Origin of the sequence: Pseudomonas sp. Irchel 3A5 (assembly GCF_900187575.1) — a bacterium.
GTDB lineage: Bacteria > Pseudomonadota > Gammaproteobacteria > Pseudomonadales > Pseudomonadaceae > Aquipseudomonas > Aquipseudomonas folii.
Window position 1 is genome coordinate 342,359 of sequence record NZ_FYDU01000008.1, and the last position, 13,823, is coordinate 356,181.

11 protein-coding genes are annotated in these 13,823 nt (G+C 59.0%); 3 read left to right on the forward strand and 8 right to left on the reverse strand.

Going from position 1 to position 13,823, the window contains the following annotated elements; all coding sequences use genetic code 11:
* Positions 1–525: 525 nt before the first annotated feature.
* From CKW31_RS16065 to CKW31_RS16075, 3 genes are read right to left on the reverse strand one after another with little or no spacing between them, the layout of a single operon-like run.
* On the reverse strand, positions 526–2,724 hold the full coding sequence (locus CKW31_RS16065) for a xanthine dehydrogenase family protein molybdopterin-binding subunit (RefSeq protein ID WP_095096836.1): 2,199 nt from the start codon (positions 2,722–2,724) through the stop codon (positions 526–528).
* Positions 2,724–3,725: a xanthine dehydrogenase family protein subunit M gene (locus CKW31_RS16070; RefSeq protein WP_095096839.1), complete on the reverse strand. Its 1,002-nt coding sequence runs from the start codon at positions 3,723–3,725 to the stop codon at positions 2,724–2,726. Before CKW31_RS16070 ends, CKW31_RS16065 begins: the two co-directional genes overlap by 1 nt.
* Positions 3,722–4,264: a (2Fe-2S)-binding protein gene (locus CKW31_RS16075; protein WP_087272602.1), complete on the reverse strand. Its 543-nt coding sequence runs from the start codon at positions 4,262–4,264 to the stop codon at positions 3,722–3,724. The genes CKW31_RS16070 and CKW31_RS16075 overlap by 4 nt, the downstream gene beginning before the upstream one ends.
* 519 nt (positions 4,265–4,783) lie before the next feature.
* Here CKW31_RS16075 and CKW31_RS16085 point away from each other — a divergent pair.
* Together CKW31_RS16085 and trmA are read left to right on the forward strand one after the other, a co-directional pair.
* Positions 4,784–6,079 (forward strand): NCS2 family permease, encoded by a 1,296-nt coding sequence (locus CKW31_RS16085; protein WP_095096845.1) that lies wholly within the window; start codon positions 4,784–4,786, stop codon positions 6,077–6,079.
* Entirely contained in the window at positions 6,076–7,167 is a 1,092-nt protein-coding gene (trmA, locus tag CKW31_RS16090) for a tRNA (uridine(54)-C5)-methyltransferase TrmA (protein ID WP_095096849.1), read from the forward strand. The genes CKW31_RS16085 and trmA overlap by 4 nt, the downstream gene beginning before the upstream one ends.
* 114 nt (positions 7,168–7,281) lie before the next feature.
* Here trmA and araD1 read toward each other — a convergent pair whose 3' ends face one another.
* From araD1 to CKW31_RS16115, 5 genes are all read right to left on the reverse strand, one after another.
* Positions 7,282–8,277 (reverse strand): AraD1 family protein, encoded by a 996-nt coding sequence (araD1, locus tag CKW31_RS16095; RefSeq protein WP_095096851.1) that lies wholly within the window; start codon positions 8,275–8,277, stop codon positions 7,282–7,284.
* Positions 8,278–8,429: 152 nt separating this feature from the next.
* A complete protein-coding gene (locus tag CKW31_RS16100) occupies positions 8,430–9,605 on the reverse strand; it encodes an L-rhamnonate dehydratase (RefSeq protein WP_095096854.1) in 1,176 nt (391 codons plus the stop codon).
* A 306-nt stretch (positions 9,606–9,911) separates the two neighbouring features.
* The gene (locus tag CKW31_RS16105) at positions 9,912–10,916 is read right to left on the reverse strand and encodes a 4-hydroxythreonine-4-phosphate dehydrogenase PdxA (RefSeq protein ID WP_095096857.1); all 1,005 of its coding nucleotides are present in this window, start codon (positions 10,914–10,916) and stop codon (positions 9,912–9,914) included.
* On the reverse strand, positions 10,913–11,869 hold the full coding sequence (locus CKW31_RS16110) for an amidohydrolase (protein ID WP_095096860.1): 957 nt from the start codon (positions 11,867–11,869) through the stop codon (positions 10,913–10,915). Before CKW31_RS16110 ends, CKW31_RS16105 begins: the two co-directional genes overlap by 4 nt.
* Positions 11,862–13,211 carry an MFS transporter gene (locus tag CKW31_RS16115; protein ID WP_095096863.1) on the reverse strand — a complete coding sequence of 450 codons (1,350 nt, stop codon included), beginning with the start codon at positions 13,209–13,211 and terminating at the stop codon, positions 11,862–11,864. Before CKW31_RS16115 ends, CKW31_RS16110 begins: the two co-directional genes overlap by 8 nt.
* A 254-nt stretch (positions 13,212–13,465) precedes the next feature.
* Here CKW31_RS16115 and CKW31_RS16120 point away from each other — a divergent pair, with 254 nt between their 5' ends.
* Positions 13,466–13,762 (forward strand): transposase, encoded by a 297-nt coding sequence (locus CKW31_RS16120; protein ID WP_095096866.1) that lies wholly within the window; start codon positions 13,466–13,468, stop codon positions 13,760–13,762.
* The last annotated feature ends 61 nt before the right edge of the window (positions 13,763–13,823 follow it).

The window sequence follows — 13,823 nt, forward strand, 5'->3', positions numbered from 1 at the left end:
GATTCCTTGTTTGCACGCCGGCCGACGTGGAACCGGCTTTAGCCGGGAAAGCGATATTTCTGCTGATAAAGATTCAGCGTCTATACCTGCCTCTTCCCGGCTGAAGCCGGTCCCACGTCATCAGCGATTCCTGTGGGAGATTCCTTGTTTGCACGCCGGCCGACGTGGAACCGGCTTTAGCCGGGAAAGCGATATTCTGCTGATAAAGATTCAGCGTCTATACCTGCCTCTTCCCGGCTGAAGCCGGTCCCACGTCATCAGCGATTCCTGTGGGAGATTCCTTGTTTGCACGCCGGCCGACGTGGGACCGGCTTTAGCCGGGAAAGCGATATTTCTGCTGATAAAGATTCAGCGTCCGTACCTGCCTCTTCCCGGCTAACGCCAGTCCGCGGGATCACATCAAACCTGTGGGAGCTGAGCTTGCTCGCGATGAACGATGACGCGGTATGTCTTCTAGCTACTTCTCATGCATCGCGGGCAAGCCCAGCTCCCACAAAGTTGCGAGTTTACACAGGGATAATGCCGTCAGAGCACCTTATCCAGCGTTATCGGGAAGTCCCGAACCCGCTTGCCGGTTGCATGGTAAATCGCGTTGGCCACCGCCGCCGCGACGCCGACGATGCCAATCTCGCCGACCCCTTTCGAACCCAGCGCGTTAACGATTTCATCGTTTTCTTCGACAAAAATCACGTCAATGTCGTTGATATCGGCGTTAACCGGGATGTGGTACTCGGCGAGGCTGTGGTTCATGAACCGGCCAAGCTTATGATCGCTCTGGGTTTCTTCCTGCAAAGCCATGCCCAGCCCCCAGACCACGCCGCCCAGTATCTGGCTGCGAGCCATTTTCGGGTTGACCACTCGGCCTGCGGCCACTGCGCTGACCACCCGGCTGACACGAATCGTACCCAGGTCTTCATCGACCTGCACTTCAACGAATACCGCCGAGTGTGTAGCGGTCGAATAACCTTCGCGCTTTGCATCAGGCTCGGCATCGACCTGCACCTGCAAGCCTTCAGGCCAACTGCTCAGCACTTCGCTGAGTGCCAATCGATGATCGCCCAGCGACACGTATCCATCAGCCACGGTCATTTGCTCGACCTTCGCGGCAAAAAACTTCGCGTCAATCTGACCCGCTGCGGTGAACAGCTTCTCGCGCAATGCCTTGCTGGCCTGCTGCACGGCAGTGCCCACGGACGATACCGTGAAAGAACCACCCTGCAAGGGAGCTGTTGGCAACGACGAATCCCCCAGCACGAACGTGGTGTCTTCGACAGCAACGCCGGCCGCTTCGGCTGCAATCTGTGTCATGACTGTGTAAGTGCCGGTACCGATATCAGTTGTCGCACTGCTGACCGTCAATTTGCCCTGGGCGTCGATATGCGCCTTGGCACTGGCTTTCATCTGCATCGCTTCCCAGACGCCGCCCGCCATGCCCCAGCCGATCAACTGACGACCTTCGCGCATGCTGCGCGGCTCAGGGTTGCGATGGCTCCAGCCAAAGCGGTCTGCGCCCTGGGTATAACAAGCGCGCAATTGCTTGCTGGAATACGGCTTGTCTTCGTTGCCGTTGCGATCAGCGAAATTGACCTGACGCAGCTGCACCGGGTCCATCGCCAAGGCAACAGCCAGTTCATCCATGGCGCACTCCAGGCCGATCAGACCCAAGGCAGCGCCTGGCGCGCGCATGTCCAGCGGGGTGTAAACGTCCAGTGGAGCGAGCTTGTAGGTAAGCTCGACGTTGTCGCACTTGTAGAGCATGCCGCTCCATTCAACGACATGCTCGCTGAAATCCTCAAACCGGGACGTCTGACCAATTGCACCGTGCCCAACCGCCAGCAAACGACCATCGGCGGCCGCGCCCAGACGCAAGTGCTGCAACGTGCGCGGACGATAGCCGAAAGTGAACATCTGCTGTCGAGTCAGGGTAACGCGCACTGAACGCTTGAGTTCCAGCGCAGCCATCACCGCCAGAGGCAGCTGATACTGCGGACGCAGGCCAGAGCCGAACGCACCACCGACAAAGGCAGCCAGCACCTGAATCTTGTCTTTCGGGATACCGAATACGTTGTGCAGATAGTCCTGGCAGTTTTGCGGACCTTGGGTCTTGTCATGAACCTGCAGGCTGCCATCGTCCTTGTAAAACACCGTTGAAGCATGGGGCTCCATCGGGTTGTGATGCTCGACCGGCGTACTGTAATGGGCATCGACAGTCAGTGCGGAATTGGCAAAACCCGCCTGAAAGTCACCGCGCGGCGCGGGCAGTTCGGCCGGTGCCGCATAACTGTCACCCTGCACCGCCAGCAGATCGGTTTCGTGGGCTTCGACCAGATATTCGATACGCACCAGAGAACCGGCATAACGCGCCAGCTCAAGGGTCTCGGCAACCACTAGCGCCAGCGGCTGGCCGCTGTACAGAACGCGATCGTTATACAGCGGACGAAATGGCGATCCGTCTGCCGAGTCGGCGTCTTCATAGTTCTCGTCATAGCTGGCGAGCTTGGGACGGTTCTTGTGATCAAGCACCATCACCACACCCGGCACGCGCAGGGCTTCGGTGATGTCGATGTGCGTCACACGACCGCGAGCGATAGTGCTGGAGACCACACTGCCATGCAGCAAACCGGTTTCCGGGTATTCACCGGCATAACGGGCCTGACCGGTAACTTTGAGCTTGCCGTCTACCCGGTCAAGCGCTTGGCCTAGTGGCGAAACAGGCGTATTCATTAGGCGTTCCCTCCTGAAGCGGCTGCATCGACCGCGGCATCGCTAAGGGTTCGAATGATCGCCCGACGTGCCAGTTTGACTTTAAAAGCGTTGTGTTCAAGCGGTTCGGCATCGGCCAGCAAGGCGTCGGCGGCGGCCGCGAAGTTCTCTCGGGAGACGGGTTTGCCGACCAGCATTTGCTCCACGACCTTGTCGCGCCATGGCTTGTGAGCAACACCGCCAAGCGCCAGACGCACGTCGCGAATGACATCGCCGTCCAGCTCCAACGACGCTGCAACCGAGATCAGCGCGAAGGCGTAGGAAGCCCGATCACGGATTTTCAGGTACTTGCCCTGACCCGCGAAGCCGGGTGCAGGGAGCTCGATTGCGGTAATCAGCTCGTCATCGGCCAATTGGTTATCACGCTGAGGCGCATCGCCGGGCAGACGATGGAAGTCGGCAAACTCGATGGTGCGCTGACCTGCACGCCCCTGAACATGGACAATGGCTTCAAGCGCGGCGAGAGCAACGCACATGTCCGAAGGATGAGTCGCGACGCATTCGTCGCTGGCCCCCAGAATCGCGTGGATACGGTTCAGGCCGTCTCGCGCCGGGCAACCGCTGCCGGGCTCGCGTTTATTGCACGGCACAGTGGAGTCATAGAAGTAGTAGCAACGTGTGCGCTGCAGCAGGTTACCGCCTGTGCTCGCCATGTTGCGAAGTTGTGGCGATGCTCCGGCCAGTACGGCCTGGGACAGCAGCGGGTAACGTTGTTCGATCAACGGATGCCAGGCCAGATCAGCGTTGCTCACCAGTGCGCCGATGAGCAGTCCACCGTTGTCGGTTTCGCTGATGTCGTTCAGTGGCAATCGGGTGATGTCGATCAGATGCTCGGGCCGTGCGACGTTTTCTTTCATCAGATCGAGCAGGTTAGTACCGCCCGCGATGAACCGGGTCGCAGCACCGCTAAGATTGACCGCTTCGCTGACGCTGGTTGGGCGGCTGTAGATAAAGGGATTCATCGGCTGCCCTCCGCTTTCTCGAAGCTACCCATCTCTGAATGGGTGTTGCGCAACTCGGGCAGGACTTCTTCCACCGCCGCCAGAATGTTGCTGTAGGCACCGCAGCGGCACAGGTTGCCGCTCATCAGCTCCTGAATCTCGGCACGGCTGTTGGCACGACCTTCATTGGCCAGCCCGACCGCCGAGCAGATCTGCCCGGGCGTGCAATAGCCGCATTGAAAGGCGTCATGCTTGATGAACGCCTGCTGCATCGGGTGCAGTTGCTCGCCGTCTGCCAGCCCTTCAATCGTGGTCAGCTCTGCGCCGTCACACATGATCGCCAGGGTCAGACAGGAATTGATCCGCTTGCCGTCCCGCAGAACGGTACACGCGCCACATTGGCCGTGATCGCAGCCTTTTTTGCTGCCGACCAGATCAAGCTGGTCTCGAAGCAAATCGAGCAATGTTGTCCAAGGCTGGACGTTGAGCTGTCGCGGCTGACCGTTGAGGGTCAGGCTAATCGCGTGGCCAGCGAAATCCTGGGGGGTTGGTGAACTCATGGAAACCTCACGGTAGGTACTCAAACAGCGCAGTTTTTCTGCGTCTTAAGGGGTACGACTCGCGGGGTTTGGCAATCGTTCAGGGTTTGTTGATGAGTGTTGATCCAGTGGGTGATGCGTGACTTAGACGGCATTCGGGCGATAAACGACAATGCAGTGAGTCTTCTGGCTGCGTCTCATGTATCGCGGGCACGCCTGGCTCCCACAGGATCCACGCCAGCCTGTTGGACTGAATTCACACAAGCATTTGAGCCGGACGCTGGCCCTGTGGGAGCGGTGCTTGCCCGCGATGCAGTCGATTTGATCTACAGCGAAGCGCTGTCCAGCGCTGTTCAGAGAAATCTGAAGAATGAATGCAACAGCACACCATTCATCGGCAGGCAGTCACAAACCCGTTCGGCTGGTATCATGCGCGGCTTTTTCCGACCGGTACAAAATCCGCGGGCCGCTTCGGCAGTCTGTGCTTTGCTGTTCTAGTCGATTCATTCACGACGCAGGCGCGTCACCGGGGAGCCAGACATGCTGGAACGGCTGTTTCAACTCAAGGCACACAACACCAACGTGCGCACCGAGATTCTCGCGGGCGTCACGACCTTTCTGGCCATGGCCTACATCCTGTTCGTCAACCCGAGCATCCTCGGCGCGACCGGCATGGACAAAGGCGCGTTGTTCGTCGCCACCTGTCTGGCGGCCGCCATCGGCTCGGCCACAATGGGCATCATCGCCAACTACCCGATTGCCCTGGCACCGGGTATGGGCCTGAACGCGTTCTTCACATACACCGTTGTGCTGCACATGGGCCATACCTGGCAGGTGGCACTGGGCGCGGTATTCATTTCGGCGGTGATGTTCTTTGTCCTGTCGATCTTTCGCATTCGTGAATGGATCATCAACAGCATCCCGCTGCCACTGCGCTCGGCGATTGCCGCCGGTATCGGCCTGTTCCTGGCGCTGATCGCCCTGCACAACGCTGGCATCGTGGTCAGCAACCCGGCCACCATGGTCGGCATGGGTGATCTGAAGCAACCGGCGCCGGTACTCGCCACCTTTGGCTTCTTCCTGATTGTTGCCCTGGAAAAACTCAAGGTGCGTGGCGCCGTGCTGATCGGCATTCTGGCCGTGACCATTGTCTCGATTCTGCTGGGCTTCACGCCATTCGGTGGTGTGGTGTCGATGCCACCATCCCTGGCCCCGACCTTCCTGCAACTGGACATCAAAGGCGCCTTTGATGTCGGCCTGATCAGCGTGATCTTCGCCTTCCTGTTCGTGGACCTGTTCGACAACTCCGGCACGCTGATCGGCGTCGCCAAACGCGCCGGGCTGATGGACAAGAACGGCCACATGCCAAAAATGGGCCGTGCACTGATCGCTGACAGCACCGCCGCCATGGCGGGTTCGCTGCTGGGTACTTCGACCACCACCAGCTACATCGAATCGGCGGCAGGCGTCAGTGCTGGCGGCCGCACCGGTCTCACCGCCATCGTCGTTGCGATCCTGTTCCTGCTGGCGTTGTTCTTCGCCCCGCTGGCAGGCAGCGTTCCGGCGTTCGCCACTGCCCCGGCGCTGCTGTTCGTGGCGGTTCTGATGACCTCCGGGCTGGCGGAAATCGATTGGGATGATCTGTCGGTCGCTGCACCCGTCGTTATTACTGCGCTGGCGATGCCGTTCACCTACTCCATCGCCAACGGCATTGCCTTTGGTTTCATCGCCTGGACAGGCATCAAACTGCTGTCGGGCCAGTGGCGTGAGCTGAATCCCGCGCTGGTGATCCTGTCGATTCTGTTCGTTATCAAATTGGGTTGGTTTCCGGCATGAGTGCAAGTATTCCGTTCGACCCTGCGAGCTATGACACTCAGCTCCAGGCCAAAGCAGATCGCCTGCGTGAATTGCTCGCCCCCTTTGATGCGCCGGAGCCTCAGGTGTTTGACTCACCCAAGGCCAACTACCGGCTGCGCGCCGAGTTCCGCCTGTGGCGTGAAGACCAGAAGCGTCACTACGCGATGTTTACCCCTGGGGATAACAAGAACCCGATCCTGCTCGATGGCCTGCCGATTGCCAGCCTGCGCGTCAACGCATTGATGCCAGTACTGCGCGACCGCTGGGAAGCCAGCAAGGTGCTTAACCACAAGCTGTTCCAGGTGGACTTCCTGACCACGCTGGCAGGCGATGCGATGATCACAATGTGTTATCACCGCCCGCTGGACGACGAGTGGCTGGCCGAAGCCGAAAAGCTGGCCGCCGACCTGGACGTGAGCCTGATCGGCCGTTCAAAGGGCCAGCGTCTGGTGATTGGTCGTGATTACGTGACCGAACAGCTTGAAGTCGCCGGTCGCACCTTCAGTTACCGTCAGCCTGAAGGCGCGTTCACCCAGCCCAACGGCACGGTGAACCAGAAGATGCTCGACTGGGCGTATGCCGCGCTGGGCGACCGTGAAGATGATTTGCTGGAGTTGTATTGCGGTAACGGCAACTTCACCCTGCCGTTGGCGACCCGCGTGCGCAAAGTGCTGGCGACCGAAATCAGCAAGACCTCGGTTAACGCCGCCCTGAGCAACCTGGCCGACAACGCTGTGGATAACGTGACGCTGGTGCGCCTGTCGGCAGAAGAGCTGACCGAAGCGCTGAATGAAGTGCGTCCGTTCCGCCGTCTGCATGGCGTGGATTTGAAGAGTTACGACTTTGGCAGCGTCTTCGTCGACCCGCCCCGCGCGGGTATGGACCCGGACACCTGCGAGCTGACCCGCCGCTTCGAGCGAATTTTGTACATCTCCTGCAACCCGGAAACCCTGGCCGCCAACATCGCCCAGCTCAACGACACTCACCGTGTCGAGCGTTGCGCGCTGTTTGACCAGTTTCCGTATACCCACCATATGGAATCAGGGGTGTTGCTGGTACGCCGCTAATCCCTTGTGGGAGCGGTGCTTGCCCGCGATAAGGCTGGACGCGATCTAAAGTGAATCGCATCCAGCCTTATCGCGGGCAAGCACCGCTCCCACAAGTGGATCACCTACATTCAGTTACAGCGATTTGACCTGCCCGATCCCAACCGCCCTCGGCCCTTCGCCTATCCCGTTTTCCAACGGCGCACCAAACGCATCAAGGCTGATCTGGAAACGATCACCCGGCTGGGTCTTCACCCCGTCAGCAAACGACAAAGTTGCGGTGCCAAAGTAGTGAATGTGCACATCCCCCGGACGCAGGAACTGCGCGTACTTGAAGTGGTGATATTCAAGGTTCGCCAGGCTGTGGCACATGTTGTCTTCGCCACTCAGGAACTCCTTCTCCCACAGCACCTGCCCATCACGCAGCACACGGCTCATGCCGGACAGATGCCGTGGTAGGTCGCCGACCCGCATTTCCGGCCCGTACGCGCAATAGCGCAGCTTGGAATGCGCCAGATACAGGTAGTTACGGCGCTCCATGACATGGTCGGAAAACTCGTTGCCCAAGGCATAACCCAAACGATACGGCTGACCGTCGTCGCCGATCACATACAGGCCCGTCAGCTCCGGTTCTTCGCCCGCATCTTCAGCAAATGACGGCACCGGAAAATCAGCCCCCGGCCGCACGACGATGCTGCCATCGCCTTTGTAGAACCATTCCGGCTGAGCACCGACCTGACCGGCAGCGGGTTTACCGCCTTCGATGCCCCACTTGAAGATCTTCATGGTGTCCGTCATGCCGGCTTCGACCTGACCGTCATGCTGATGCATTTTGTCCCGTGCCGAAGCGCTGCCCAAGTGAGTCAGGCCCGTGCCGCTGATCAGGCAGTGCGCCGGATCTTCGTGGTCGAGTGGCGGCAGGATCTGGCGGTTTTGCAGCAGCGAGGCGTAATCCGGACCGGGCTCAGTGCCACGGCTGGCCACTTCATCGGCCAGGCTTTTACCGGTGCGAATGGCGGCAAGGGCCAGTTCGCGGGTGCTTTGGGTTGCACGTACTACGTTAATCGAGTTGCCATCGACGATGCCGACCTGGCGTTGACCCGATTGGGTTTCAAATTGGATAAGGCGCATATAAACCTCCAGAAATCAGCCTGCAAAGCGATCACTCTGTGGGAGCGGTGCTTGCCCGCGATAGCAGCGACTCGGTCCCAGATACCGAGTTGCCCTTATCGCGGGCAAGCACCGCTCCCACAAGAGATCAGCGCCAGAGTTGAAATTTCACATCATTCAATAATGTTGAAATCACTCAGATACTCATCGGAGATTTCCAGCCCAAGGCCTGGTTTGTTGTCGTCCAGCTGGATGTAACCGTTGACCGGCTGCGGCTCGCCCTTGAACACGTAGTAGAACAACTCATTACCTACTTCCACGTCGAACACCGGGAAAAACTCGGCCATCGGCGAGGCAGTGGTGGACATGGTGAGGTGGTAGTTGTGCATCTGCCCGGCATGGGGAATTACGGGTACTGACCAGGCTTCGGCCATGGCGTTGATCTTGCGGGCGGCGGTGATACCGCCGACGCGGTTGGTGTCGTACTGGATCACGTCCACAGCGCGGCGCTCCAGCAAGTCCTTGAAGCCGTACGAAGTGAATTCGTGCTCGCCGCCGGAGATCGGCATGATGCCCATCTTCTTCAGCTCGATGTAACCTTCGATGTCATCGGCAATCACCGGTTCTTCCAGCCAGCGCGGCTCGAACTCGGCCAGTTTCGGCAACATGCGACGGGCGTATTCCAGGGTCCAGCCCATGTAGCACTCGAGCATGATGTCCACGTCCGGGCCAGCCAGCTCACGCAGCGCACGTACCTGCTCGATATTGCGACGCATGCCCGCGGGGCCGTCTTTCGGGCCATACCCGAAGCGCATTTTCAGCGCGGTGAAGCCTTGATTCAGATAGCCCCGAGCTTCTTCGAGGAATAAGTCGAGGTTGTCATTGGCATAGAGCTTGGAGGCGTAGGTCCAGATCTTTTCCTTGGTACGCCCGCCCAGCAGTTTGAAGACCGGCTTGTTCACGGCCTTGCCCATGATGTCCCAGATGGCGATGTCGATGGCCGAGATGGCCGCCATGCCGATGCCTTTGCGACCCCAGGCATGACTTTGGCGATACATCTTCTGCCAGATGTATTCGTTGTCGAACGGATCTTCGCCAATGGCGATGGGGGCCAGATAAGTGTCGATGATTTCCTTGGCCACACGCGGCGCCAGCGCGCAGTTACCTATGCCGACCAGACCGGTGTCGGTTTCAATTTCAACCACCAGCCAGCCATGGAAACGGAACGAGCCCATGGCATCGCCACGTTCGAAAAGTATATCGCTGGCATTGGTGCAGAAGTGCGCTTGGGGAGGGACGACCTTGCCTTTCCATTCGAAGACACGGGTACGAATCGCTTTGATTTTCATGGGCTGCTTTTCCTTGTGTGCCGGTATGTCCTGCATGGCGCGGGACCGGCTTTTTGTAGTTGTTGATCGACAAGTCGATGGGGAAATTTAGCCAGCTGAGAGAGGTGTCGGCTAATCACTTATGCGTATCCAGTGATAGCTTGGGGTGATCACTTCACCAATATCTTTAACTGCAAAGTTATCGGCTTGAAAAAAGAACTGTGGGAGCTGGGCTTGCCCGCGATAAGGCTGGATGCGATCTAACGTGAATCGCGTCCAGCCTTATCGCGGGCAAGCACCGCTCCCACAGTTTTAATCCGGGTTGAATCAGTAGGTGCTGCGCCCCATCCGGCAGGCTATTTCGAACGCCTGGCGTATAGCGCCGACATTGGCCTTGCCCTGCCCCGCGATATCAAACGCGGTGCCATGCGCAGGCGTGGTAATCGGAATCGGCAAACCGCCCTGCACCGTCACGCCACGGGAGAAGCCCATCAGTTTGATCGCGATCTGACCCTGGTCGTGGTACATCGTCACCACCGCGTCGAATGCACTGGCATCGCCCTGCACCTTGAGGAAGATGGTGTCACCCGGATACGGCCCATCCGCCGCAATGCCCTGCGCCTGCGCGGTTTTCACGGCTGGGCCGATGATGTCCAGCTCTTCACGGCCAAACGAGCCATTGTCGCCGTTGTGCGGATTGAGGCCGCAAACGCCGATGCGCGGACGCTCCAGGCCGTTGCGTTTAAGCGCGGTGTCGATTAGACGAATCGCTTCGACCACACGATTTTGATTGAGCATGCCCGGCACCGCCGACAGCGCCACGTGGGAGGTCACGCGTGAGGTCCAGAGATTATCCAGCACGTTAAACTCACAGAAGGGCCCGTCGAAACCCAACAGCTCGGCAAACCAGTGCAGTTCGTCACTGTGCGCCATGCCTGCCATGTGCAACGAGGTCTTGTTCAGCGGCCCGAACAACACTGCATCTGTGGTTTTTGCGGCGGTCAGTTCGACAGCGATTTTCAGCGTATCCAGGCAATAGCGCCCACCGATGACACTGGCTTCGCTGCGCGGGAATTCACCCACCGTATCGCCGCGATAGTTGAAGAACAGTGGCGTGTCGTCGCTGAAATTCAGGTCCTGCAGGGACTCAACCTGACGATAGGGAAATTCCTTACCGGCGATCTGCATGCCGCGCTGCATTTCGGCTTCGTCGGCAATCAGGATCACCTGGGCCTGGCTGCGCACCTGCGGCTCGGCCAGCAGACGGGCGATCAGTTCAGGACCGATCCCGGCCGGGTCACCCAATACCATCGCAATTCGAGTCTTGCTCATGCTTGATTCCTCATCTGTTCGGGCCACGTCTGTGCAGTGGCTGAAGGCTCGCAACGGTAGATACGTCGCGCATTGCTGTAAAAAAGCTGTTGCTGGTCGGCATGCGGTAAATCGCGAACGATCTGCTTGAAGCTGCTGTAGATGTCGTCGAACGAGCCGCACAGGCTGTCCACCGGAAAGTTACTGGCAAACATCGCCCGGTCTGCGCCGAACATGGCGATGATTTCCCGCACGATCCAAGCGTTGTCCTCGGCGCGCCATGGTTTGCCCGGCTGGCCCAGGCCAGAAATCTTCACAACGACATTGGGCTGCTCGGCCAGTCGGCTCATGGCCGCATGCCAACCGGCCAGGCCCTGCTCGCTGCGATCAGAAGGCAGCCCCGCATGGTTAAGAATGATGGTGGTGTCCGGGAAGTCTCGCGCCAGTTGCTCAGCCTCGGGGAGGTTCCACCAGGGCGTCTGCAAATCGAAATGCAGACCCAGACCGTGCAAGGCAGCAAAACTGCGCCGCCAATGCTCGTTGCTCATCAGGCTGCGCTGCGTGCCGACCTGCTCCGGCGATGTCGGCCCTTCAGGTTTGTGCCTGACGCTGCGCACGCATTGAAATGCCGCCTGGGCACGAAGCACATCCACGGCATCCGAGTGATCCAGCCAGGCCTGCGCAACGATGGCATTGGGCACCCCATAACGAACGGCCAATTGCTCGACAAAACGCGTCTCACCAATCGGGTCGCGGGGGTCCCATTCGGTTTCGACGTACACGGTCTGTACAACCTGATGTTCACCGGCGTCGGCAAAATACTCTGGCGGCAGGTAACGACGTTTGATCGCGGAATAATCACCGTAGCGAAACGGGATGTTGGCTTCCGGAGCCAGCCACGGATGATGATTGACCTGCGGATCCCAGAAATGATGGTGAGCATCGACAATCGGTCCGCCCCACAACTCAGACATCTGCCACCTCCTGCTGCCCATCTAGGCTGATAAACAAGGTGGCCAGAACAAACAGTGCGGCGCAGAAAGCGAAGAATGCGAGCACGGCACCGAAGCCACCGAAGAACTGCAGGATCACCCCGACCAGAATCGGCACAAAGATCCCGCCGATACTGCCCGCCAGGTTCATCACGCCGCCGATCAGGCCGACACGGGCCGGTGCGGCCAGCAATGCCGGGAAACTCCAGTACAGGCTGCCCCACATCAGGAAGAACGCAGTCATCGCCAACAGCCCGACCGCCGCGAACGGGTTGCTCAGGGTTGGCAACATCACCAGCGCCGCCAGGGCAATCAAGCCGGAAAAGGTCAGCAGGCCTTTGACCGCCAGGCCTCGGCGCACGCCCTTGCGAATCAGGCCGTCACACAGGAAGCCACCGGTCAGCGAGCCCAGCGCGCCGCAAATGAAGATCACGAACGTTGCCGCGCCAATGCCCTTGATATCAAAGCCGCGGGCCTGAGCCAGATAGCTCGGCCCCCAGGTCAGCAGACCGAAATACACCATCGCCCAACTGGAGCGTCCGACCAGCAGGCCAGTCAGCGACCGTGCCGCGATACCCAAGCCTTTGACAGGAGCACGGGCGGCCTCGGCAGCTGGCGTGGCGCGACCCGCATTAATCTTGTCCAGCTCGGCCTGATTGACCTGCGGGTGAACCGATGGATCATCACGCAGATAACGCCAGGAAACCCAGCCCAGCAATAAGGTCGCCACACCGGCGATGACGAACGCCATGCGCCAGGAGTCCAGCGTGGCAATCAAGTAAGCGATGATCAAACCGCCAAGCGCCACGCCCAGAGGGCTGCCGCTGTCCATCATGACTGCGCCACGGCTGCGTTCGCTGGGAGCCAGCCACAGGGAAATCAGCTTGCCGCCTGACGGAAACAATGGCGCTTCGGCTGCCCCGAGAAACATCCGCGCAAACAGCAGCGAAACACCGCCCGTGGCGAAGCCTGCCAACACCTGAAAGGTGCCCCACAAACCGGTGGACCAGGTGATGACACGACGCGGGCCGAAGCGGTCGATCATCCAGCCACCGGGGATTTGCAGCAGCGCATACGCCCAGAAAAAACTGCTGAGAATCAGGCCCTGCATGCTCGGCGACAGCTCGAATTCCTTGGCGATGGTGGGCATGGCGATGGATAGCGAGACCCGGTCGATGAGATTGACCATGGTCAGCAGAAAGATGATGGCAAAGATCCGCCAGCGTACCGAAGTGGCTCGGGCAGTGTTGGCGACCGCCGGGTTGGCAGGAGCAGAAACGACACCTGCGTCAGGCAGATGCACGGGTGCACTGGAACGATCCATGGTGCGTACCTCGTTTTTATTGTTTTTGTAGGTGTTGCTGTGGCGCTCACTATCAGAGGCGAAGCGATAACCGTCTAATCAAAAAAATACATACGGTGATAACTTTCAGATATAGGAACTTGTAGGAGCGCGCTTGCCCGCGATTCGATTTCAAAACCAGCCTACCTGTCTCTGCAAAAACGCCATCGCGGGCAAGCTGTTGTGGCTCAATATTTATGGACCATGATGTAGGAGTATCAACCTAAGGAAGCATCATGGGATTTCGGGTCGTTACAGCCGAAGAAAAAGCCGAGGCTATTCGCCTGGTCGTTGAATTGAATTACTCAGTGCCCAAGGCGTGTGAGCAGACCGGCGTAGGACCTACCGCGTTGCGTCGCTGGGTTTCACGGTGGCGCAAGGAGCAGGTAGGAGCCGCGCAAACTACTCGGCCTCAGGATCAAGATCTCATCGACTCACTGCAAGCCAGGTTGGCGTTGCTGGAAGCCGAGAACGATGTTTTAAAAAAGCAGTTGCCCTCTCATCTAAAGGTGCTGTTTGGCCGAAGAAAATGATTGAGGGCGCGACAAAGAAGCTGTCGGTTCGACGCTTGTGCTGTGCACTGGGCATACCTCG